The sequence below is a fragment of the Exiguobacterium marinum DSM 16307 genome (assembly GCF_000620845.1).
GTDB lineage: Bacteria > Bacillota > Bacilli > Exiguobacteriales > Exiguobacteriaceae > Exiguobacterium > Exiguobacterium marinum.
The window spans coordinates 2,412,105-2,433,428 of sequence record NZ_KK211189.1; the positions used below are offsets into that span (position 1 = coordinate 2,412,105).

The window sequence follows — 21,324 nt, forward strand, 5'->3', positions numbered from 1 at the left end:
TTTCTTCAATAAAAGATATACCACAGTGCCGCTGCCACTAAGAACAGCCCGGCCCCGATAAACAAGATTTTTGCCAATCGTTCGTATACCATGTCTTCACCTCACCAATGCCGCGCCGACGACGAGGGAGACCCCAATCGACAGCAAGAATGCCAACAATCCGACGGCGATATTTCCTTTTTGAATCTCATCGTTCACCTTCAGTGTCGGTGTCAAAAATTCAAACAACCAGTAGGTCGCGAGAAGAAGAGCGAATCCGAACCCACCCCCGACGAAGATGTCAATCGTGCTCTCATAATAGCTCTCGACGACACGGAAGATGTTGGCGAGACCGACAATCTTTCCGCCTGTCGCGAGGGCGACGGCGATATTTCCTTTTTGAATCTCGCGCCAGTTGCTGTACGGCGTCGTCACCTCGAAGATGGCCAGACCGACGATAATCATCAGTCCTGCCATCGAATAGAGACCGAACGATTCCAGCATGACGGCAAACATTAACGTGCCCATTCCCGACTCCCCTTACTTCAGTTCGACGACCGTGACACCGAGTCCACCTTCACCCATTCCACCCGGGCGTTGGCTCTTCACGTGACGATGTCCTTTTAAGAATTCTTGTGTCGCCTGACGCATCGCCCCGGTACCAAGTCCGTGGATGATGCGGACGTTGTCATAGCCCGACACGAGTGCTTCATCGATATACTTATCAAGACGCATGAGTCCCTCTTCGACACGGACGCCACGAAGGTCGAGCTCGGACTTCGTCGAGCTCTGACGTTTGAGCGAGCTCCCTTTCGACTGAAGCGACTTCTCTTTCGATGGACCGATCTTCTGAAGGTCATCCGCTTTGACGTTCACTTTCATGATGCCGACTTGGACGTTGTACTCATTGTCATTGATTTGTTTCACGATGTAGCCTTTTTGATTGAACGTCGTCACTTTCACTTCTTCGCCCTTACTGAACGTACGTTGTTGCTGGGCTTTTTGTTTCACTTTTTGGATCTTTTTCTCTTGAAGTGTCGGTTTGGCCGACTCGAGTTCTTTCTTCGCTGCGATAATCTCGTGCTCTTTGACGATGCCCTGCTCCCTGAGCTTCTTCAAGCGGTCGATGACTTCGTTCGCCTGACGCTTCGCCTGTTCGACGGCTTTCTCGGCTTTCGCCTCAGCCGCACTGTACAAGTTGTCGCGCTCCTGCTCAAACTCGGTCATCGTCGCCTCGAATGCCGCCTGCTCTTCTTCGAAGTCATGGCGTTTGACGATGAGTTCCTGCTCGAGCTGTTCAGCGCGTTGTTTCGCCGCTTCGAGCTCGTTGATCATCGATTCGACCGACTCGGCATCACTGCCGACATGGCTTCGTGCCTTGTCGATGACCTGTTCGGACAGTCCGAGACGACGGCTGATCTCGAAAGCGTTCGAGCGCCCCGGTACGCCAATCAGGAGACGGTATGTCGGGCTGAGCGATTCGATATCAAACTCCATCGAGGCGTTCATGACGCCTTCGCGGTTATACGCGTATGCCTTCAGTTCTGAGTAGTGCGTTGTCGCCGCGACACGTGCCCCGCGACGTTTCACTTCATCTAGAATCGCGATGGCGAGGGCTGCCCCTTCTTGCGGGTCCGTCCCGGCACCGAGCTCATCGAAGAGGACGAGTGACATGAAGTCGATTTTGTCGAGCATGCCGACGATGTTCGTCATGTGTGAGCTGAACGTCGAGAGACTCTGCTCGATCGATTGCTCATCCCCGATGTCGGCATAGACCGCGTCAAACACGGAAAGCTCTGTCCCAAACTCTGCCGGGACGTAAAGACCTGACTGTACCATCAATTGAAGGAGTCCGATCGTCTTCAACGTGACGGTCTTCCCGCCGGTGTTCGGTCCGGTGATGACGAGTGACGTGTAGTCTTCCCCGAGCTCGACCGTGATCGGCACGACCTCATCTTTCGGGATGAACGGATGACGTGCCTGTTTCAACTTGATCTCTCGATTGTCGTTCAACTTCGGCTCGGTCGCTTTCATCTCTTGTCCGTAAGCGACTTTCGCGAAGATGAAGTCGAGTTCGGCTAATACATCGATATTCGTCATGATGGCATCATGGACCCCACCGACCTCGTTCGAGAGCGCGCTCAAAATTCGATCGATCTCCGCACGTTCTTTCAGACGAACTTCTTGAATCTCGTTGTTGATGGAGACGATCGCTTGCGGTTCGATGAAGAGCGTCTGACCGGAAGCCGACTGGTCATGGACGATCCCACCGAACGCTTGACGGTACTCTTGTTTGACCGGTACGACATAACGGTCGTTTCGAATCGTGACGATGGCGTCCGAGAGCATCTTCGCGTTATTGCGAAGGATGTTGTCGATTCGTGAACGGACGCTCCCTTCAAAGCTTCGTAGCTGTGTACGGAGCCCACGGAGTTGTGAGCTCGCCGAATCTTGGACCGTCCCTTGGTCATCGATTGCATGGCGAATCGATTGTTCGACTTCAATGAGTTTCGTCAATTTGTCCACATACTCATCAAGGCGCGGGATTCGAATCTCCTCATTGTCCTCGTGAAGCTTCTCGAAGAAGTTCTTCACTTGGCGACCGCCATACATGACGGCAGCGACGGCGAGCAGTTCGCTCGTCGAGAGGACCGAGCCGATCGCGGCCCGTTTCACTTCCGCGCGGACGTCCGTTAGCCCACCGAGCGGCAGACGGTCACGAAGACGAACGACCTCGGTCGCCTCTTTCGTCACGTTCAAATTCGAGAGCACCCGATCGTATGAGTAGTCGGGTTGCATCTTCAGCGCCAAATCTTTTCCGAGCGAGCTCGCCGCGTGACCGGCAAGCTGTTGGCGCAATTTTTCATATTCTAATACGCGTAACGCGTGGTCCATCTAGCATGTTCCTTTCTATCGCTTCGCCGCAAAGAACGCCTTGGCGTCTTCAAACGTGAAGCAGTTAATAATATCCGATGGTTCGAGATAGGCTTTCCGTGCGTGCAACACACCGAGTGCCATATCTTCCATCATATCTGGGTGGTGCGTGTCCGTGTTGATCATCACTTTGACGCCCGCCGCCTTCGCCTTCTTGAGCGTGGAGGCTGTCAAGTCGAGGCGGTTCGGGTTGGCGTTCAACTCGAGCGCCGTCCCCGTCTCTTTCGCGAGTGCGATCAACTTGTCCTCGTCAATCGGGTAGCCGTCACGACGACCGATGAGTCGACCCGTCGGATGGGCAATCACGTTGACGTACGGAGAACGGCAGGCGTTCTCGAGACGTGCCATGATCTCGTCGACCGATTGGTCCATCTTCGAATGGATAGAGGCGACGACATAGTCGAGCGTCTCTAAAAATTCTGGTTCATAGTCGAGCGTCCCGTCAGGACGGATATCCATCTCGACACCACGCAACACGTTCATGTCATGTGTCTTAGCGGCTTCTTGGATTTCTTTTCCTTGTTCCACAAGTCGTTCCTCCGTCAAGCCATTGACGAACGTCAAGTACTTCCCGTGGTCCGTGATGGCCATCCATTCATAGCCGCGCCCTTTCATCGCCACGACAATCTCGTCAACGGTCAACTTCCCGTCCGACCAGACCGTGTGCATGTGCGCGTCAGCCTTGATGTCCTTGAGCGTGACGAGCTTCGATAAGTCGTGTTCGAACTCAGCATGTCCTTCCCGAAGTTCAGGCGGGATGAATGGGAGACCGTACCGTTCGAACAGTTCTTCTTCTGTTTTTGGTTGCCACAACCCATCTGCCGTCTCGACCCCATATTCGGAAATGGACTCTCCTTTTGCTTTTGCGAGTTGGCGCATACGGACGTTGTGGTCTTTTGAACCTGTGAAATGATGAAGTGTCGCAGCGAACGCACCCGGCTCGACCATACGGAAGTCGACCGACACCATCTCCTCACGTTCGAGGACGAGCGAGACTTTCGTCTCACCTGCCGCAATCACTTCGTTGATGAACGGAAGGGCGAGCAGTTTCTCACGCAGCGCAATCGGCTCCTCGGTCGCAATGATGAAGTCAAGGTCTTTACACGTCTCTTCGGCACGGCGGAAGCTTCCCCCGACCGAATGACGCAAGACGAGCTCTTCTTTCTTCAACACGTCATTGATCTCTTCGACGATCGGTCGCATGACCGCATACGCTAATCGTTCCGGACGCGACTCAAGGTTTTTCGCTGCGGCGAGCAGCTTCTCGACACTCTTCGCACCGAACCCGGGTAGTGATGCCGCTGTCCCGTCTTCGAGTACACGGATGAGCGACTCCAAGTCGACGACGCCGACCTCACGGAGTTTCGCGAGTTTCTTCCCGCCAAGCCCTTGAATCTTCAAGAGCTTCATCAAACCGAACGGAATCTCTTCCTGCAGCGCTTCGAGTACTTCACTACGTCCTGTGTCTCGATACTCCTCAAGGACGGCGGCCGTTCCTTTTCCGATTCCTGAGACTGAAGTCAAATCCTCGATGTCCTCGAGTTCAAGGTCCATGTTCTCGAGCGCTGTCGCAGCCTTACGGAACGCATTGATTTTAAACGGGTTCTCCCCTTTGATTTCCATATATTGCGCGATCTTCTCGAGCAACATCATCGCTTCTACTTTATTCATACGGTTCCCCCCTATTCACACAGAAAAGACCGAGACACAAGCACTAGCTTGCATTCCGGCCTGTCGTGTCACAACATCTTATTTGAAAACCAATCCGATAGATATGGTGTGTCTTGAATGATCGTTGTCGCGAGTGACGAATTGTCGACAGCATTTTGAACGCCCGCCATCGGCACGAACGCGATTACCCAAAGGATGAAGAACGTGATAACATACGCCTCAAAGAATCCGAGGACAGCTCCGATCACACCTTTTAATTGGCGTAAAATCGGCAAGTCCGTCAAGAAGTCGAGCATCGCCAAGATGAGATGCAAGACGAGTTTCGTGATGAGGAACAAGACGACGAACCAAAAGACGTTATAAAACGTCATCTCAATCCCTGAAAGAGAGTTGAGGTCCAAGACGCCGCCAGGTAGCGTTCCATCAAGCTGAGACGGATACGGGATCCATAGCTTGAACGCTTCAGCTAAATCTTTATAGTACGTGTTAGCGACAAGGAAACTGATAATGAGCGCGACCCAATGGCCGAGCTGTAAAATCGCACCACGACGAAAGCCATTGACGATTCCGATAAATAAGAAAAACAGTATAAGTAGCGTAACCATGGATTGAATTATTCTCCCATATTTCGTTTAGTTTTGACGTGATCGCTCGCGATTTGAATCGCAGCAAGGACCGCTGCCTGACGAGCATCTAGATGAGGGGATTGATCACGAATCTCGCGGATCTTACTATCGACCAAAAAGCCTACTTCCCTCACATGATCAGCGGGTTCTTCGCTTACGATCGTATAGTCTTGACCCGCAATGTGAATCGTTGTTCGTTGTAACTGCACGCGCACCCCTCCTTTACGTCTGTCAGCATTAATCATAACATCGTTTTTATATTAGGAAAAGGAGAAGCCCCTTCCATTGATATGTACAACATTTTCTATTACCCTTCTTTACAGTTGTCAAACGTCTTTCTTTAGAAAAAATAAAAGGAATGGTGGCAACATGTTGTGAAATGTGCGAAAATATCAACTATTCAAACAAACAGAAAGGATGATTGATTTGAAACTACGCATTGGCCTCTTAGGTCGCATCATCATCGCGATTGCTTTCGGGATTTTGCTCGGGAGCATCGTACCAGAAAGTCAGAACTGGATTGTTCGGACGTTTGTGACGTTCAACACAGTCTTCGGGCAGTTCTTAGGCTTCGCCATCCCATTGATCATTCTTGCGTTCATCATCCCAGGAATCGGGGAACTTGGAAAAGGAGCAGGAAAGTTAGTCGGACTCACAGCACTCATCGCTTATGCATCAACCGTTGTCGCAGGAACGCTCGCCTATTTCGCAACAAGCAACTTGTTCCCGCAAATTTTATCACGTTCTACAGTAGGAGCCGAAAATCCAGAGGAAGCCTTATTGAAAGGATTCATGGAATTTGAAATTCCACCTGTATTCGGTGTCATGACCGCTCTCATTTTAGCTTTCGTCATCGGCATCGGGATTGCCGCCATCGAAAGCAAACGGTCACTTGACCTCGCCATGGATTTCCGCGATATCATCGAGCTCTTAATCAGTAAAGTCATTATTCCATTACTACCAATTCACATCGCCGGAATTTTCATGAACATGACGTACGCGGGTCAGGTCGCTGAGATCCTCTCGGTATTCTCACTCGTCTTCGTCACAATCATCGTCCTACATTTAACGATGCTCATGATTCAATATTCAATCGCAGGTGGTCTCAACAAAGAGAATCCGTTCAAGTTGCTCAAGACGATGATGCCGGCTTACTTCACAGCGATCGGGACGCAATCATCGGCTGCGACGATTCCAGTCACACTTCGCCAAGCGAAGTTGAATAACACGGATGAGGGTGTCGCGAACTTCGTCATCCCGCTCTCGGCAACGATTCACTTGTCAGGTTCGACGATCACACTCACGTCGGTCGGTGTCGCGCTCATGTACTTGAACGGCATGCCGATGTCTTACGCGATCGTCCTCCCATTCATCCTCGCACTAGGTGTAACGATGATTGCAGCACCTGGTGTACCGGGTGGAGCCGTTATGGCATCACTTGGATTGTTCGGTTCAATCCTCGGATTCGACGCGACGATGCAAAGTTTGGTCATTGCGCTCTACTTGGCGCAAGATAGCTTCGGGACAGCGACAAACGTCACGGGTGACGGTGCCATCGCGAAGATTATCCACTACTTCAAACACAACACGAAACTTCTCGACAACACATCGTCGAAACAAGAAGATATCGCATAAAGCAAAAATCATAAGCGGGCAAGCCAACAGGTTTGCCCGTTTTTGTCTACATTGAAAAGGAGCGATACATATGGAATGGATTGAATGGAAAGACCCGAATCACTTCTCTGACCGCGTCATGGACGCATTGTTGAAAGAAGAAGCCAAGAACAGCCTCATGATCGGCGTCTTGAATAACTTGATTCAAGGCATCTATGAGACGTTTCATCAGTTCACCGTCGAAGAGGACGGTGAACTGCTCGCCATCCTTCAAGTGACACCGCCACATCCACTCCATTACATCGTCGTGGATTCAGAACGCTCGGACGAACTCCCGTCCTTCATCATCCCGCACCTTCTCGAAAACGAGATCCCCTTCACCGAGGTCGTCTCAGAACGCAAACAAGCCGAACGGTTCGCGAAGAGCTGGCAGGAGATCACATCTGGGACGAGTGAGATAAACATGTCCCAAGGGCTCTATCGCCTCGATTGTGTGGAAGACATCGACATGGCGACAGGGAGGATGCGAGAAGCGACGACAGCCGACCAAGGACAGCTCGAGTCTTGGTATAGTGCCTTTGAAGCCGAATCAGGTCTCCGTTCATCTCCGCCAGAGAAAGTGACAAAGGCCGTCCAGACGATGCTCGAGAGAGAAGAAGCTGTCTTTTGGGAAGTCGATGGACAAGCCGTCTCGTGTGCGAAACGAGCACGTCCGACCGAGAACGGCATCACCGTCTCGTTCGTCTATACGTCACCTGACGCACGAGGAAGAGGGTATGCACGAAGTCTCGTCGCAGACCTTAGCCGCCAGTTACTCGAGACGAAAGCGTTCTGTGTCCTTTATACGGACTTGACGAATCCGACATCAAACAAAATCTATCAGGAAGTCGGCTACGAGCAGATTATGCACTCCGCTTGGGTCCGACTCGCTAGATGAAACGCATCGCCTCCCCTATACTAATAGGTGGAGGCGATTTTTTATGGTTAGATTCCGTTTTATTTTACGTGCACTCGGTGTGGCGCTCCTTCTCTATATGTTGATCGTCGGGGGACAGAGCGTTCTCGATAACCCGAACATCGATACGCTCTGGCTCAGTGTCATCGGTGCCGCGCTCCTGACGTTCATTGTGTATCAGACATCAAAAAAGTGATCGACGCGTTCGTCGATCACTATATTTGTGTTTAGAAGAATGATGCTGGGTTGACTGTCCCACCCGCGCTTGATGATGACCATGAGTAACCGCCACGGTGAATCTCGAAGTGAAGGTGTGAACCTGTCGAGTTCCCTGTGCTACCCATGCCTCCGAGGTTTTGGCCTTGTGACACGCGTTGACCCGCTTTGACTGAGACTGAGCTCATGTGTGCGTAAACTGTCGTCCAAACTTGACCATTGATGACGTGAGTAATCATGACATGATTCCCGTATGCGCCACCCCATCCAGCTCGTGTGACCGTTCCAGTAGCCGCTGCGTAGATTGGTGTACCAACTGACGCTGCGATATCAAGACCGTTGTGGAATGTGTAGCCGTTCACGCCGCTTGCAGGACCCCATCCTTGCGTAAGGCGACCGCTTGCAGGACGTTGGAACATACCGCCGCTTGCCGGTGCAGATGCAACAGGTGTTGTTGTTGCTGCACTAGTAGAACCACTGTTCGAGCTCGAACCTTGCTGCTTTTTAGCAGCGGCAGCTGCCGCTGCGGCTGCACGACGTGCTTCTTCTTCAGCACGACGTTGTGCTTCGATTTCTGATTGAATCGCTTTTTCTTGAGCTTTGAGCGTATCTTCCATCTCTTGCAAGCTCATGAGTTTCGATTCAAATTTCACTTTTTCAGCTTCAAGTTTCTTGATTTTCGCAGCGCGCTCTTTCATTTTTTGATCAAGCTCTTTCTGGCGTTTCTCAAGTTCTTCTTTTTGCTTCACGAGTGAATCACGTTCTGCCTTAAGTTCAGCTTGCGCTTTCGCGAGTTTTTCTTTCGTTGCTTCGTACTCTTCAAAGATCTGTTGGTCATTCTCTTGAATCGTACCAGCTGTGATCATGCGTGTAATCAAATCGCTGAAGTTTTTTGATCCGAAGATGAATTCTGCCCAGTTGACTGACGAACCACCGTTTTTTTGCATCGTCGCCATACGATCTTTCATAAGTTCTTCTTGTGCTTTCATTTTTGCTTCGTATTTTTTGATTTGCTCTTGAAGTTTTTTGATTTTTTCTTCAGTTGCACGAATCTCAGCTTTTTTCTGAGCGACATCATTGATGACGTCCTGGAGTTCAGCATCTAACTTGTTGATTTCTTGTTGTTCTTTGCTGATGGCTTGCTCACGTGATTGGATCGAAGAATTTGCTTTCGATTGTTCACTGCTATTCTTTTGTTGTTGTTCCTGAACTTTCTTCTGCTTCTCTGTAAGTGAGGCCGCATAAGTCGGTGACGTTCCGCCAATCAAAAGTGCGCCTAAAGTGACCGTCGCTGCAAATTTCTTCAAGTTACCCAATGTGCTTCCCTCCGCTGATTTCCGTGTATTTTTTATCTATTATCATTCAAGTATTTTTTATTAAGATGAGTCGCGATATTTCATTCGCTCTGTGACTCATTATAGCAATCTAAACCAAAAGTTATTTTACACTTATATTTCATTCGTATGACATTGACCTGATTTAGGTTTTATCGCTTAAAAAACGTGGGTATAAACAGTTTTTTATTTGATTTGTTGTCACAAAATAGTTTTAAAAAGAAAAAAAGCACTCAAAGAAAGCGCTTTTCACATAGTAACCTATATCATTTTTTATTTACCTCAATGCCACATATCCAGCACGTTTCCCGTTTCTCCGTTTCAAAAGAAGTAACAAGAACCCACCAATCAGGATAACCCCTGCAGCAGCACCGCTACTATCTAAGAGAACATCTTCTAATAACGCAGTTCTCTCAGGAGTCAAGCTTTGATGATATTCATCAAAGATCGCGACCGAATTGGCAAGCGTCCAAGCGAACAATAAGTTCAGTCCGGCATGCAGGTTCGTTCTCGAGATGGCTTTCACAAATAATGCACCGAGTGCAAAAAATGTAACGACATGTACCGTTTTCCGCATAAAGAATTCAATCAGTCCTGCTGTTCCTAACGTTTCAAGTGAGATTTCCTTTCCGGCGTAGTCGAACTGCACGTTCGCTAGCGTAGGTTCGATCCACTCCCAATTGAATCGCTCTAGCGGCGACACAATGGACTGATCCGAGTAAGGAGTCGCACTTGATAAGAACAAGCCGATTAAGATAAGCGCAATCCATATAAATTCATTTTTTAAAAATCGCATAACACCGTTCCTTTCTACAACGTTTTTCATTATACGGATTCTTCTGTGAGAAAGATGTAACAGCGACATCATGATTTCATAACAATTTGATTGCACATAACGTGTTCAAAGTCGTCACCCCGTTACTCCCTTGATATACTAACGAAAAGGGGGAATCAACATGATTTATGATTTTGAAGCAATGAACATGAAAGGACAGCTACAACCGTTAGCTACATATAAAGGCGATGTCCTACTCATCGTCAACACAGCGAGCAAATGTGGCTTCACGCCGCAGCTCGACGGACTCGAGTCGTTATACAATACGTATAAAGGTCAAGGGTTACAGATCTTAGGCTTCCCGTGCAATCAGTTCGGACATCAGGACCCAGGTTCAAACGAAGAGATTCAAGAATTCTGTCAACTGAATTACGGGGTATCGTTCCCGATGTTCGCAAAAGTCGATGTGAACGGCAAGGACGCTCATCCGCTCTTCACGTATCTCTCGAAAGAAGCTCCCGGACTCCTCGGGTCGAAGACAATCAAATGGAACTTCACGAAGTTTTTAGTCGACCGCGATGGAAACGTCATCGAGCGCTTCTCGCCACAGACGACACCGGATGAGATTGAAGATGCGATTAAAAAATTGATCTGACCAAAAAAGGATGGCTCCGAGGAGTCATCCTTTCATCGTGGTGTAATGAAGTTGATTGTATAGAATGGACTGCTCTCATCATTATAGGCGAGGCCGACGGCTGCATGCGTGAATCGGGGTTGCAAGATGTTCTCACGGTGACCTTTCGAATTCATGAGTCCCCAATGTGCATGAAATACGCTCATCTGTCCCATCGCCAAATTCTCACCAGCTATCGAGTAGGAAAGTCCTGCCTCATCCATCCGGTCGAACGGATCACGTCCTTCTGGGTCGGTGTGACTAAAGAAATCGTTCTGCGCCATGTTCTGACTGTGCGCCCGAACGACTGGATAAAGGGGTTCGTAGTCAGACAAGGCGTTCAAATCAAACTTCTCCCGGTCCCAATTCATGAGGATACGCATCAACTGCTCATTGGCGACAGTTCCTTCTTTCGATAAATCGCCATAGTATCCCTCACTCGCCTCTTCGACACGACGCTCGACCGATAAAATACCTTTCAACAGGTCATCGTCATGCTGATCGAAAAAGAAGGTGACGTACTGTCCATCAATCGCGAAAACTGAAAAAGCTGGATCATCTGGAATCAAGTATCGATTCAACCCTTTATTATAAGATGTCACATCTTCAAAGCCGATGTCCTCGACTTGGTCACGTGTTGTTTCGTTCAAGACGAGACTGCGATACGTACTGCCTGTCTCGAACTGATAAAACCCTTTCTTCGCACCGTCCTCGTCAATCAATTCAAGTCCGCGATTGCCGCCGCGATCGACCAAATACCAGTCATGCCCGGCATACTGACTTGCAAATTTTGGCGCGTCCGACACGCGTTCGTTCGCCACTTCTGACTGAACTTGCACACTCGTCGGAGCTGATACGTTCGGCATCTCATATTGCCAAGCCATATAGAGTCCGATCGCCATCAATAAGATGATCAATTTTCGAAACATGGCTCCTCCTCCCTTACTGCTCCCGCTGACGCTCTCCAAAGACATGTAATCTACCTTTAATATCAGTGAGCATCTCCATATACGCGACATACGTCGCTTCGTCTATATTCAGCATACCACTTACTTGTAAAGGCACGTTGACTGCCTGCTCACGCAACGCGCTACCGGTTGCTGTCAGACGGACAACAATTTTTCGTTCATCGTACATTGCACGACTCTTTTCGACATATCCGATTTGGATTAATCGTTTGACGAGCGGTGACAAGGTACCTGAGTCTAATGTCAGCCTCTCTCCAAGCTGACGCAAATCGATTCCATCTTCTTCCCATAAAACGAGCATCACCAGGTATTGGCTGTATGTCAGGTTTAGCGGTGCTAAAATCGGGCGATATAGACGGGTAAGCTCTTTTGAAGCGGTATACAACTGAAAACAGATTTGATTTTCTAACTTTAATGATCGTTCCATGCCTAATCCTCCGTACTCTTCTTTAGCCAAGCATATCATTTGCGAAACTTTTTGACTGCTCTATAATTTAAATTGTGCACAACTTAATTGTTAAAAATGAAATGGAGGAATTTAATCATGAAATCACTATTCACAGCATCAGCAACCGCAATCGGTGGCCGCGAAGGTCACGTGAAATCAACAGACGGCGTCATCGACATGAACGTTTCAATGCCTGGCGCGAAACACGTCGACGGTGCGACGAACCCGGAACAGCTTTTCGCAGCTGGCTATGCGGCTTGCTTCGGTAGTGCCCTCAACCTCATCATCGGGAAAGAACGTGTGAAGACAGACGGTTCGAGCGTCACAGGTCACGTCACATTGAACCAAAACGATGAAGGCTTCTTCATTTCAGTCGAGCTTGAAGTCGAAATCAAAGGCGTCGACCAAGCGACAGCGGAACGCCTCGTTGAAGAAGCACACCAAGTGTGCCCTTACTCGAAAGCGACTCGTGGCAACGTCGATGTCAAACTGACAGCAAAAGCAGCATAATCGTTCATCCCGCTCTTCAGGAGCGGGATTTTTTTGCTTCATCCTGCGTGTCAGGGGTAAGATAGAAGCAAGAGGTGAAAGGAGAGGATTCTGATGACAAAACGAAAATCGACTCTTCTTTTTGTTGTGCTCGGTATCTTGTTGTTCACGGCGACCTATAACGCGCTGACCGTTCGGACGTACAACGTGACCTCAGAAAAATTGTCAGTGGATGAATCGCTCCGCATCGTACTCCTTTCTGACCTACATAGCGCCTCTTACGGTCATAAACAATCGATTTTAATCGATCAAGTCCGTGCTCAGGAACCGGACCTCATCGCCTTACCGGGTGACCTGCTCGACCGTTATCGTTCCCCGGAACCCGCTTTCGAACTCATCGAGGGACTTGCGGGCATCGCGCCGATGTATTTCGTTACAGGCAATCATGAAATCGATGACTCTGAAGATTACGTACGCCATAATGTCAAAAACGTCTTCCGTTCTCACGGGGTGACCGTCCTTGAAAACGAATGGGAACCGATTACGATCAATGAAATCGAACTCGTCATCGGTGGATTAGAGGATCCGTTACGAACGTATACCGAAAACATTTATGGAAGTTGGGAAACGGATGCCGCATCATCCATGCAAAACGTCGACTCGAACGACACGTTCAACGTTCTCCTCTCCCATCGCGCTGAGGAAGTGGACACATATGCCGACTTGCCTTTCGATCTCGTCTTATCTGGACACGCCCATGGTGGACAAGTGAGAATTCCTTATCTATTGAACGGTTTATTCGCTCCTGACCAAGGGTTCTTCCCGAAATATGCAGGAGGTCTTTATGAACATGAGACGTTCACCCATGTGATTGGGCGAGGATTCAACTATAGCTTCAACGTGCCAAGGATCTATAACCCACCAGAGATTGTGGTGATTGATGTGCACGGGAAATAACGGACACTCAAGGGAAGTGTCCGTTGTCTTACCAGATGATCCGTTCCTCACAACATTGTCGCTCTCGTTCGACCTGTACCGTTGAGCGCTCGAACTTTCCGTATTTACGAATCCGCTCCGTCACTTGTCGTAACACGGCTTGATCATCTGCCTCTTCTCCGATTAATACGTGACATGTCGCGGCATGCTCACTCGATGAGATCGACCAGACGTGCAAGTCGTGCACCTCTTTCACCCCATCAACACTAGCAATCTCTTCTTGCATCGCTCGGACATCGATTTGTGCCGGTGATCCTTCCATCAAAATATGAATTGCCTCACGTGTCACGCGATAGCCGCTAATCAAAATCAAGACAGCTACAAACGCACTCGCGACCGGGTCAGCCCAAGTCCATCCGAACACCATGATGAGGATTGCGGCCGTAATCGCTCCAACCGATCCGAGTAAATCGCCGAACACGTGAAGTAAAGCACTCTTCACGTTCAAATTATCTTTCTCCCCGCGCATTAAAATCCAAGCGGCAAGGATATTGACGAGTAGCCCTATGATGGCAACAATCAACATACCACCACTCAAAATTTCCGGTGGAGCACTTATCCGTTGGTATGCCTCTATAAGAATATAGATCGAGATAACGAGTAGCGTCAGCCCATTTATGAATGCCGCTAAAATTTCAAAACGTCGATACCCGAATGTCCGGCTAGGCGTCGCCGCTTTCGCCCCGAATCGTACAGCTAGGAAGCTTAGCCCTAACGCCGCTGCATCTCCGAGCATATGTCCTGCATCCGACAAGAGCGCCAAACTGTTCGTCCATAGACCACCGATGACTTCAACGACCATGAACGTCGCAATCAGGATGAAAGCAAAGAATAGCGCACGCTGGTTCGTGGAATGATGATGGTGATGGTCGTGATCATGATGATGTCCCATGACTAATTCCTCCTTCTGTCTCTTATATTATTCCATTTCACCGAAACATTCAAACTTTCATTTGAATGAAAAACATTAAAAAAACGGGAGAATGAATCTCCCGCCTCCCATCACTTTTGTTCTAGGCGTACACGCATCACGCCACTGTATGGAAACAGCTTCAACTGAACAGCCTCTCCCTCGAACCAGACGCCAGCGGGTTGTTCGCTCGTCGGTTGGATGTCAGGGGTCGCGATTGCTTGTTTGTCCCAATCGACGGCACGTACTTTTTGGTCTCGTACCATGAGGAAGAACCCATCATAGAAATGATACTCGTTCACTTGATCACGTTGAACGGCAGAAGGATTTCCGAGTTCAGCTCGAACGGTCGCTATGTCTTTGCCAATCCAGTTGAGGACGGTCTCCGAGGCGTTCGGCACGACTTGTTGCCATGCGGCGATCACCTCATCGTCAGACAAGACCGGTGCATCCGTCGTGACACTCTCTTCCGTAACCCAACCAGTCATTCGTTCGTTCAACTGAACTTTCACGAACCCACTTACTGTCTCCAAGCGTTCAAAACGATCGCCGAGATCGGCTTCGTAAACGACCGCAACTCGGTCATCCGCATATACTTTCGTATAAGGTTGTTCGATATAAATCATTTCTGCTAATTCGGTTTCGGCGTCCTCTGGTTGTTCGGACTCCGAATCGACCATCTCCGTTGCAATCTCATCTGATTCCGGTAAAGCTGACTTCTGCTTTTGGTCAATCAATGCCGCAAACGCAATGATGCCAACTAAGGCGAGCATCAATGCCACCGCCGTCGTGATTCGGAATACGCGTTTACGCTTTCGGGTCGTCGCGCGCGACATTCTTCCTCCATTCATGTTCTTCACTCCTACTCGATTCGATTCATTCCACTCGTTTCGTCAAATGGTAGGAGGTTTCCTGCCTCATCAAAAAATTTCAAGTCATGTTTTGTCAATTCGTCCATCGTTCGGACCATTTGTTCAACATCGACCGGTCCATCGCGCTCATCGTTCTCACGTATGACAATGTGTTCTCCTAATTCAATCGTGCGTGAAGTCAGACGATGGAAATAGCGGTCGTGGGAAATCAACAACAGTCCGCCCGGATAGACGGACAAGGCCGCCTCGATTTGTTCGCGTGTTGCCACATCCAAATAGTTCGTCGGTTCGTCGAGTGCTAAGAGATGCGCGTCGGAGAAATAGAGAATGAGAAAGGCAATCCGACACTTCTCACCCATACTCGCCTCGACAATCGGAAGGTGCACTTCATCCCGCCGGAACAAGAAGTGGGCGAGCAGCGTCCGCGCTTCCGTCTCCTCGATGTCACTATGGGCGAGCAACGCCTCGAGTAGCGTTCCCGTTTCCGGCAGACGTTCGAGTGTTTGCGAGAAATACCCGATCTTCAGACGGGGGTGTCGCTGGATGACACCCGAAAGTGGAGCTCGTTCACCAATCAGTACGTTCAATAATGTCGTCTTGCCGCTTCCGTTCGGTCCGATGATGGAGATGCGGTCTCCTTTTTGAATCGAGAAGGAGAATGGGTTATAAAACGGCTCGCCGTATCCAAACGTCATATGTTCACACGTCAGCCACGTCTTCGCTTCAAGCTCATCCGCAGCAAAACGGACGGAGATGGTCTTCTCTTCTTTCGGCTTCCGCGGACGATTGTCTTCGAGCTGTCTCAGCTTCTGTTCTCTCGCTTTCATTTTGACGGCGAGATTAGCTGCTCCTTTTTGCGCCCCTGGGCTGCGGACACTAGCCGTTGCTTTCGCCTTCAAGTGCCACCCTTTATATTGGGCAATCATCTCCAAAAGTTCTATCTTCCGGCTCTCGTAGCGGGCGTGAACTCGCTCGTCACGCACACGTTCCTCCTCTTTTTGCCGCTTATACGCCGTATAATTTCCCGGGTAACGGGTAACTTGTCCGTCCGACAGTTCAAGGATTACAGTTGCGACATCATCCATCAATTGACGGTCATGTGAGATGACAAGAACTGTCCCGTTGAATCGGTTCAGCCACTGTGTGAGCCAGTCGATCGACTCGATGTCCAAGTGGTTCGTCGGTTCGTCGAGAAGGACGAGGTCGACCCGCTTCATCGTCAATGTCGAAAGCTGTGCCCGCGTCTTCTCACCCCCGCTCAAGTCGTTGATGTTTCGGTCGAGCTGACCATCTAGCCCGAGTCGAGTCAACGCCCTCTTCGCCTCTTGCTCCAAGTTGTATACATCGAGTGCTAGTGCTCGTTCATAGGAGCGCATGACTCGCGCCTCATCGCCTGAAGACACATCTTCATAGAGGGCATATCGTTCGGGATCGCTCCGCATCACCCACTCAAGGAGCGACATGTCCTCGGATTCAATCGTCTGCCGGACGAGTCCGATTTCACCGTGACATTCAATCGTCCCGGCTTGTGGGGTCAATTCCCCTGTCACGAGTCGGAAGAGCGTCGTCTTTCCACTCCCGTTCAATCCGAACAATACAGCTCGTTCTCCGGCTACGATCTCAAAAGAGACCGCTTCAAATAATGGTTTCCGGTCATAATCAAACCGGACTTGTTTCATAACTAACATCTGTTTCACCTCGCTTATTTTTCCGATACGCGATGAAACAAAAAACACCATCCGCTTCAAAGCGGTGGTGTGAAGGAATCCGTTCAAATGAGGAAAACGAGCGTTTCCCGTACTTGAAAAAATGGACACACTTCACCCGTAACTGTTCAAGCGAACAGTGATGATTCGTCTCATCGATGGAGTGAATGTGTTTTTTTCATGGCACGGTGTACCTCCCTTTCCTAAGTTACTGTCACCTTATCAGATTGAAAGCGCATTCGCAACAACCCGCCCCACAATCTCCCGTTTTTTCTACTCCTTTAGGCGGATGCGATTCATTCATCCCCGCGTTATGATGACAGTATATTCGAACAGTGAGGTGATGCATGATGCGTCGACGCATCCTCGTTCCGAGTGCCGTCTTAGCGAGCGTCGGAACGTTTATCTATACACGATTCAAACAACGGCTCCCCCGCCCGCGATTTAAATGGCCGGAACGTCCAGAACTGACAACCATTGATAAGACGCATGTGCAGGCGACATGGATTGGACATTCGACCGTCCTCATTCATTGGTACGGGCTCAAGATTTTGACGGACCCGGTCTTCTCCAAACGAATCGGTGTCCACTTAGGCCCGCTGACGATTGGCATGAAACGTCACACGGCTCCAGCCCTCTCCATCGAGGAGGTCGGACCGGTCGACGTCATCTTGCTCAGTCACGCCCATATGGACCACTTTGACCACAAAAGTCTAAAGCGACTCATCACACGCGATACAATCGTCGTTTCGGCCCCAGGGACGAGTCGACTGCTCCGAAGGTATCCGAGTATGCAAACACTTGAACTGCATCCGCATGACAAAGTCACGCTTGCGAACGGACTCGATGTCCGAGCCATCCCCGTCAAACATTGGGGCAACCGTTTCCCGTGGGACAAGCACATGGGCTACAACGGCTATTTGCTCAAATACAAAGGAATTCGAATGCTGTTTGCGGGAGACACGGCGTACACCGATTCTTTCAAAGGGCTCGCCGACCGTGAACCAATCGACCTTGCCTTCTTCCCGATTGGTGCCTATCAACCGGATTCATTCCAAGAGGCGCACTGCACACCTGAACAGGCTTGGTTGATGTACAAAGAGAGCGGAGCGAAGCGCTTCTTCCCCATGCATTGGGACACGTTCGTTCTGTCGTACGAGCCAATCGATGAGCCGTATCACCGTCTCGTAGCGGCCGCAAAAATCGATCGTGGTCAAATCGCAATCAAGACGCATGGAGAAAGCATCCGCTTATAGCTTATAGTTTATACTTTCCCTTCACCCAAAAGTTCGGTAACGTTAGAGACGAGAGGGAGGGATTTATTATGGAATGGACGACATTGAATAATACTGTCAACATGCCGATGCTCGGACTCGGTGTGTACAAGGTCGAAGATGGTGCGGTGACGGTCGACACGGTCAAAACTGCGCTCGATGCAGATTACCGATTGATCGATACGGCCGCAATTTATCAGAACGAAGAAAGCGTCGGGCAAGCGCTGCGTGAAGCAGGTGTCCCACGTGAAGAAGTTTTTGTGACGACGAAACTTTGGAATGAGTTCCATGGGTTTGACGAGGCACTTCAAGCGTTTCAGGATAGTCTCGACCGACTCGGTCTCGAGTATGTCGACTTATTCCTCATCCACTGGCCAATGCCGCGTTTTGGTAAGTTTGTCGAAACGTACAAGGCACTCGAGCAATTGTATGAGGAAGGACGAGTCCGTGCCATCGGTGTCTCGAACTTTGAGATCGAGCATTTAGAACAAATTATTCAATCCTGCTCGATTGTTCCTGCGGTGAATCAGGTCGAGATTCATCCATATTTGTCTCAAAAAGACCTGATTGCATTCTGTAAGCGATATGACATTCAAATTCAAGCGTGGAGCCCACTCATGAAAGGACGCGAAGCGCTCGAAGATGACACAATTGTCGAAATCGCGAACCGTCACGCCAAGTCTCCAGCCCAAGTTATCTTACGTTGGCACTTACAAAACGGGGTCGCCGTCATTCCAAAATCGGTTACACCGAGTCGAATCAAAGAGAACATACAGGTATTCGACTTCACGTTGACGAATGAAGAGATGGCGGCCATCGATGCGCTCAACCGTGATGAACGCACCGGCTCCGACCCGAAAGAGATGCACAAAATCCATTATTGAGGAGTGAATGACATGTTCAAAAAACTAGCTTCTGATTTGACCGGCTTCAGCGACATCGGTGAGGTGATTGACCCATCTGACTTCGATAAGGCGGATGCAGATGATTACGTCCTTCATGAGGACAATGAGAAGATATATTTCTTGATCAAGTCAAAATCAGATGAGTATTGTTTCACCAACTTGTCGATGATCCACCTCGATGGAACGAGCGCCATCAGTTCGAAGCGCGTCCTCTATCGTTATCCGTATTCGCATTATCCAATCAAGCACGTCATGTTCGAAACAGCGGGCACCGTCGACCTCGATGTCGAGGTAAAATTCACAATCGGGGATAAACCGTACTCGATTGATATCAACAAGAAGCAAATCGAACACGTGAAAGATTTATATAAGGCACTCCTCGCGATTGAAGAGATTCAACGAGAAGGTCGTCGTATGATGGAATATGCGAACACATCACTCACACACTCGGTCTCCATTTTGAGCGGACTTCGCGAAGGTGACATGAACGTGCCGAACACGTTTAAAGAGTTGAACGAGCAATCGTTCGATTGGCTCCAACGTCACTATCGTGAGTCGAATCGAAAAGATTTCGGTTCGGTGTATGAGAAGTACATCAATAACTGAAAAAGAACTCCTCACAGGAAGATTTCCTGACGAGGAGTTCTTTTACGTTTCGTCGATCAACTGCTCGGCCAATCGTTGATACAAGTGGCTCATGTGAACGGCAGACGCGATAGCGAGCGACCGCTGCACACCACCCTCTTTTTCGAGCGATGCATTCAAAAGCATGTCTGCTTGAACCTCGAACGCTTCTACATTCTTCATTTTTTGTGCCTGATACGCCTCGTAAAAGTCCTCAAGAGAGAACGTCTCGTCCGACTCATTCAACGGTCGGAGCGTTTCCTTAATATCACTAATCGATAAGAGGCCCTTCATCTCATAAATCAAACTGAGTAACATGAGATGTTCATTCGTATACTTCTTATTTTTGACGGGATGGAACAACTTGCCCTTCGCATAGTTGTTGATCATCGTCTTCGTCAAAATCGTCTCATCCTCATTCCGCTTCATTTTGTCATAATGCTGCTCGAACAATTGGATGACCTGGTCCATGTATAAGTCGATTGTTGGTAACACTTCCCGAGGAAGCGTCCCTTCTGTTTCGGCAATTTTTTTTGATTTCATCTGTTTCACCTCTCCTCTTTAGTATAAAGAACTCTTCCCGTTGTCGAAAGGTATACCTTGCTGTTTAGTCTCATTCAGTATATCATGTAGTTATCGATACTACATGATGTGATAAGGAGTGTTTTACATGAATTCAATTTTTCGGGAACCAATCAACGCGCTGACGCATCTCGCTGGAGCCTTGCTCGCTTTCGTTGCGCTCATCGCTATGGTCGTCAAAGCCTCACTGCTAGGTTCGCCACTCGCGATTATGGCCGCAATTTTATTTGGCATCAGCCTCGTCTTCCTTTATTTATCGTCTGGTCTTTACCATAGCATCATCGCTTCACCGAACGTCATTGCCTTCTTCCGGAGAATCGATCATGCGATGATTTACGCATTGATTGCGGGTACATATGCGCCTCTGACGCTACTCGCGCTCGAAGGCCCGACACGATGGGTCCTCTTCGGCACGGTACACGCACTCGCCTTGTTCGGAATCGTCTTCAAACTTGTCTGGTTCCATGCCCCGCGCTTCTTGTCGACCGCGCTCTACATCGGGATGGGCTGGTTGTCGGTCTTCTTCATCGGACCGCTCCATGATGTAATCGGGAACGCCGGCATCTTCTGGCTCGTGCTCGGAGGTGTCATGTATACGATTGGCGGACTCATTTATGGGTTCAAGCCAAAGTTCGTCAACTGGCGGGGATGGGGTTTCCATGAAGTATTCCATTTGTTCATCTTGTTCGGAAGCTTCGCCCACTTCGTCTGTGTCTTCTGGTACGTCTTTTAAGTCCTCCGCGTGGAGGGCTTTTTTTGTGAGCCGTTTCCTG

Annotated in this window: 23 protein-coding genes; 10 read left to right on the forward strand and 13 right to left on the reverse strand. The window is 49.3% G+C overall.

All coding sequences use genetic code 11. The features are described 5' to 3' along the window. Nucleotides 1-96: 96 nt before the first annotated feature. The 5 genes from P400_RS0112735 to P400_RS0112755 form a co-directional block, all read right to left on the reverse strand. Nucleotides 97-507, reverse strand: a complete 411-nt coding sequence (locus P400_RS0112735; protein WP_026826566.1) for a DUF350 domain-containing protein — start codon at nt 505-507, stop codon at nt 97-99. Between the two features lie 12 nt (nt 508-519). Then, on the reverse strand, nt 520-2,874 hold the full coding sequence (locus tag P400_RS0112740) for an endonuclease MutS2 (RefSeq protein WP_026826567.1): 2,355 nt from the start codon (nt 2,872-2,874) through the stop codon (nt 520-522). Between the two features lie 15 nt (nt 2,875-2,889). Beyond that, nucleotides 2,890-4,584, reverse strand: a complete 1,695-nt coding sequence (gene polX / locus P400_RS0112745; protein ID WP_026826568.1) for a DNA polymerase/3'-5' exonuclease PolX — start codon at nt 4,582-4,584, stop codon at nt 2,890-2,892. Nucleotides 4,585-4,652: 68 nt separating this feature from the next. Beyond that, on the reverse strand, nt 4,653-5,189 hold the full coding sequence (locus P400_RS0112750) for a CvpA family protein (protein ID WP_026826569.1): 537 nt from the start codon (nt 5,187-5,189) through the stop codon (nt 4,653-4,655). Nucleotides 5,190-5,197: 8 nt separating this feature from the next. Then, on the reverse strand, nt 5,198-5,419 hold the full coding sequence (locus P400_RS0112755; RefSeq protein ID WP_026826570.1) for a cell division protein ZapA: 222 nt from the start codon (nt 5,417-5,419) through the stop codon (nt 5,198-5,200). Between the two features lie 208 nt (nt 5,420-5,627). On the opposite strand from P400_RS0112755, the gene P400_RS0112760 reads away from it, so the two are divergent. From P400_RS0112760 to P400_RS15740, 3 genes are all read left to right on the forward strand, one after another. After that, nucleotides 5,628-6,845: a dicarboxylate/amino acid:cation symporter gene (locus P400_RS0112760; RefSeq protein ID WP_026826571.1), complete on the forward strand. Its 1,218-nt coding sequence runs from the start codon at nt 5,628-5,630 to the stop codon at nt 6,843-6,845. A gap of 70 nt (nt 6,846-6,915) precedes the next feature. Next, nucleotides 6,916-7,761: a GNAT family N-acetyltransferase gene (locus P400_RS0112765; protein ID WP_034771189.1), complete on the forward strand. Its 846-nt coding sequence runs from the start codon at nt 6,916-6,918 to the stop codon at nt 7,759-7,761. Nucleotides 7,762-7,804: 43 nt separating this feature from the next. Next, nucleotides 7,805-7,975 carry a hypothetical protein gene (locus tag P400_RS15740; RefSeq protein ID WP_167330582.1) on the forward strand — a complete coding sequence of 57 codons (171 nt, stop codon included), beginning with the start codon at nt 7,805-7,807 and terminating at the stop codon, nt 7,973-7,975. 31 nt (nt 7,976-8,006) lie between these two features. Here P400_RS15740 and P400_RS0112775 read toward each other — a convergent pair whose 3' ends face one another. Together P400_RS0112775 and P400_RS0112780 are read right to left on the reverse strand one after the other, a co-directional pair. Further along, a complete protein-coding gene (locus tag P400_RS0112775) occupies nt 8,007-9,311 on the reverse strand; it encodes a murein hydrolase activator EnvC family protein (RefSeq protein ID WP_026826573.1) in 1,305 nt (434 codons plus the stop codon). Between the two features lie 295 nt (nt 9,312-9,606). Then, on the reverse strand, nt 9,607-10,125 hold the full coding sequence (locus P400_RS0112780; protein WP_026826574.1) for a VanZ family protein: 519 nt from the start codon (nt 10,123-10,125) through the stop codon (nt 9,607-9,609). Between the two features lie 160 nt (nt 10,126-10,285). Here P400_RS0112780 and P400_RS0112785 point away from each other — a divergent pair, with 160 nt between their 5' ends. Further along, nucleotides 10,286-10,759 (forward strand): glutathione peroxidase, encoded by a 474-nt coding sequence (locus P400_RS0112785; protein ID WP_026826575.1) that lies wholly within the window; start codon nt 10,286-10,288, stop codon nt 10,757-10,759. Nucleotides 10,760-10,791: 32 nt separating this feature from the next. On the opposite strand, the gene P400_RS0112790 is transcribed toward P400_RS0112785, so the two are convergent. Next, a complete protein-coding gene (locus P400_RS0112790) occupies nt 10,792-11,706 on the reverse strand; it encodes a CAP domain-containing protein (RefSeq protein WP_026826576.1) in 915 nt (304 codons plus the stop codon). Nucleotides 11,707-11,719: 13 nt separating this feature from the next. Beyond that, complete coding sequence (locus P400_RS0112795; RefSeq protein WP_026826577.1) at nt 11,720-12,172, reverse strand: MarR family winged helix-turn-helix transcriptional regulator; 453 nt, start codon at nt 12,170-12,172, stop codon at nt 11,720-11,722. A gap of 117 nt (nt 12,173-12,289) precedes the next feature. Here P400_RS0112795 and P400_RS0112800 point away from each other — a divergent pair, with 117 nt between their 5' ends. Then, nucleotides 12,290-12,703, forward strand: a complete 414-nt coding sequence (locus P400_RS0112800; RefSeq protein ID WP_015881037.1) for an organic hydroperoxide resistance protein — start codon at nt 12,290-12,292, stop codon at nt 12,701-12,703. Nucleotides 12,704-12,796: 93 nt separating this feature from the next. Next, a complete protein-coding gene (locus tag P400_RS0112805; protein WP_026826578.1) occupies nt 12,797-13,639 on the forward strand; it encodes a metallophosphoesterase in 843 nt (280 codons plus the stop codon). Nucleotides 13,640-13,667: 28 nt separating this feature from the next. On the opposite strand, the gene P400_RS0112810 is transcribed toward P400_RS0112805, so the two are convergent. The 3 genes from P400_RS0112810 to abc-f all read right to left on the reverse strand — a co-directional run bounded on the left by P400_RS0112810 (nt 13,668) and on the right by abc-f (nt 17,148). Further along, a complete protein-coding gene (locus tag P400_RS0112810) occupies nt 13,668-14,570 on the reverse strand; it encodes a cation diffusion facilitator family transporter (RefSeq protein ID WP_026826579.1) in 903 nt (300 codons plus the stop codon). A 110-nt stretch (nt 14,571-14,680) separates the two neighbouring features. Continuing rightward, nucleotides 14,681-15,439 (reverse strand): hypothetical protein, encoded by a 759-nt coding sequence (locus tag P400_RS0112815; RefSeq protein WP_026826580.1) that lies wholly within the window; start codon nt 15,437-15,439, stop codon nt 14,681-14,683. Between the two features lie 11 nt (nt 15,440-15,450). Next, nucleotides 15,451-17,148, reverse strand: coding sequence for a ribosomal protection-like ABC-F family protein (abc-f, locus tag P400_RS0112820; protein ID WP_026826581.1), 1,698 nt, complete (start codon nt 17,146-17,148; stop codon nt 15,451-15,453). 368 nt (nt 17,149-17,516) lie between these two features. Here abc-f and P400_RS0112825 point away from each other — a divergent pair, with 368 nt between their 5' ends. The 3 genes from P400_RS0112825 (at nt 17,517) to P400_RS0112835 (ending at nt 19,951) form a co-directional block, all read left to right on the forward strand. Further along, nucleotides 17,517-18,422, forward strand: coding sequence for an MBL fold metallo-hydrolase (locus tag P400_RS0112825; protein WP_235181859.1), 906 nt, complete (start codon nt 17,517-17,519; stop codon nt 18,420-18,422). 68 nt (nt 18,423-18,490) lie between these two features. Next, on the forward strand, nt 18,491-19,324 hold the full coding sequence (locus P400_RS0112830) for an aldo/keto reductase (protein WP_026826583.1): 834 nt from the start codon (nt 18,491-18,493) through the stop codon (nt 19,322-19,324). Nucleotides 19,325-19,336: 12 nt separating this feature from the next. Continuing rightward, entirely contained in the window at nt 19,337-19,951 is a 615-nt protein-coding gene (locus tag P400_RS0112835) for a PH domain-containing protein (protein ID WP_026826584.1), read from the forward strand. A 42-nt stretch (nt 19,952-19,993) separates the two neighbouring features. On the opposite strand, the gene P400_RS0112840 is transcribed toward P400_RS0112835, so the two are convergent. After that, on the reverse strand, nt 19,994-20,512 hold the full coding sequence (locus P400_RS0112840; protein ID WP_026826585.1) for a DUF1836 domain-containing protein: 519 nt from the start codon (nt 20,510-20,512) through the stop codon (nt 19,994-19,996). Between the two features lie 127 nt (nt 20,513-20,639). Here P400_RS0112840 and trhA point away from each other — a divergent pair, with 127 nt between their 5' ends. Continuing rightward, nucleotides 20,640-21,284: a PAQR family membrane homeostasis protein TrhA gene (gene trhA, locus P400_RS0112845; RefSeq protein WP_026826586.1), complete on the forward strand. Its 645-nt coding sequence runs from the start codon at nt 20,640-20,642 to the stop codon at nt 21,282-21,284. Nucleotides 21,285-21,324 lie beyond the last annotated feature (40 nt).

What these genes read in the sequence shown, in the direction of transcription:
- P400_RS0112735 (WP_026826566.1), bottom strand. Translation starts at nt 507, where the DNA reads ATGGGCACGTTAATGTTTGCCGTCATGCTGGAATCGTTCGGTCTCTAT.
- P400_RS0112740 (WP_026826567.1), bottom strand. Translation starts at nt 2,874, where the DNA reads ATGGACCACGCGTTACGCGTATTAGAATATGAAAAATTGCGCCAACAG.
- polX (WP_026826568.1), bottom strand. Translation starts at nt 4,584, where the DNA reads ATGAATAAAGTAGAAGCGATGATGTTGCTCGAGAAGATCGCGCAATAT.
- P400_RS0112750 (WP_026826569.1), bottom strand. Translation starts at nt 5,189, where the DNA reads ATGGTTACGCTACTTATACTGTTTTTCTTATTTATCGGAATCGTCAAT.
- P400_RS0112760 (WP_026826571.1), top strand. Translation starts at nt 5,628, where the DNA reads ATGATTGATTTGAAACTACGCATTGGCCTCTTAGGTCGCATCATCATC.
- P400_RS0112765 (WP_034771189.1), top strand. Translation starts at nt 6,916, where the DNA reads ATGGAATGGATTGAATGGAAAGACCCGAATCACTTCTCTGACCGCGTC.
- P400_RS15740 (WP_167330582.1), top strand. Translation starts at nt 7,805, where the DNA reads ATGGTTAGATTCCGTTTTATTTTACGTGCACTCGGTGTGGCGCTCCTT.
- P400_RS0112780 (WP_026826574.1), bottom strand. Translation starts at nt 10,125, where the DNA reads ATGCGATTTTTAAAAAATGAATTTATATGGATTGCGCTTATCTTAATC.
- P400_RS0112785 (WP_026826575.1), top strand. Translation starts at nt 10,286, where the DNA reads ATGATTTATGATTTTGAAGCAATGAACATGAAAGGACAGCTACAACCG.
- P400_RS0112790 (WP_026826576.1), bottom strand. Translation starts at nt 11,706, where the DNA reads ATGTTTCGAAAATTGATCATCTTATTGATGGCGATCGGACTCTATATG.
- P400_RS0112795 (WP_026826577.1), bottom strand. Translation starts at nt 12,172, where the DNA reads ATGGAACGATCATTAAAGTTAGAAAATCAAATCTGTTTTCAGTTGTAT.
- P400_RS0112800 (WP_015881037.1), top strand. Translation starts at nt 12,290, where the DNA reads ATGAAATCACTATTCACAGCATCAGCAACCGCAATCGGTGGCCGCGAA.
- P400_RS0112805 (WP_026826578.1), top strand. Translation starts at nt 12,797, where the DNA reads ATGACAAAACGAAAATCGACTCTTCTTTTTGTTGTGCTCGGTATCTTG.
- P400_RS0112810 (WP_026826579.1), bottom strand. Translation starts at nt 14,570, where the DNA reads ATGGGACATCATCATGATCACGACCATCACCATCATCATTCCACGAAC.
- P400_RS0112815 (WP_026826580.1), bottom strand. Translation starts at nt 15,439, where the DNA reads ATGAATGGAGGAAGAATGTCGCGCGCGACGACCCGAAAGCGTAAACGC.
- abc-f (WP_026826581.1), bottom strand. Translation starts at nt 17,148, where the DNA reads ATGTTAGTTATGAAACAAGTCCGGTTTGATTATGACCGGAAACCATTA.
- P400_RS0112825 (WP_235181859.1), top strand. Translation starts at nt 17,517, where the DNA reads ATGCGTCGACGCATCCTCGTTCCGAGTGCCGTCTTAGCGAGCGTCGGA.
- P400_RS0112830 (WP_026826583.1), top strand. Translation starts at nt 18,491, where the DNA reads ATGGAATGGACGACATTGAATAATACTGTCAACATGCCGATGCTCGGA.
- P400_RS0112835 (WP_026826584.1), top strand. Translation starts at nt 19,337, where the DNA reads ATGTTCAAAAAACTAGCTTCTGATTTGACCGGCTTCAGCGACATCGGT.
- P400_RS0112840 (WP_026826585.1), bottom strand. Translation starts at nt 20,512, where the DNA reads ATGAAATCAAAAAAAATTGCCGAAACAGAAGGGACGCTTCCTCGGGAA.
- trhA (WP_026826586.1), top strand. Translation starts at nt 20,640, where the DNA reads ATGAATTCAATTTTTCGGGAACCAATCAACGCGCTGACGCATCTCGCT.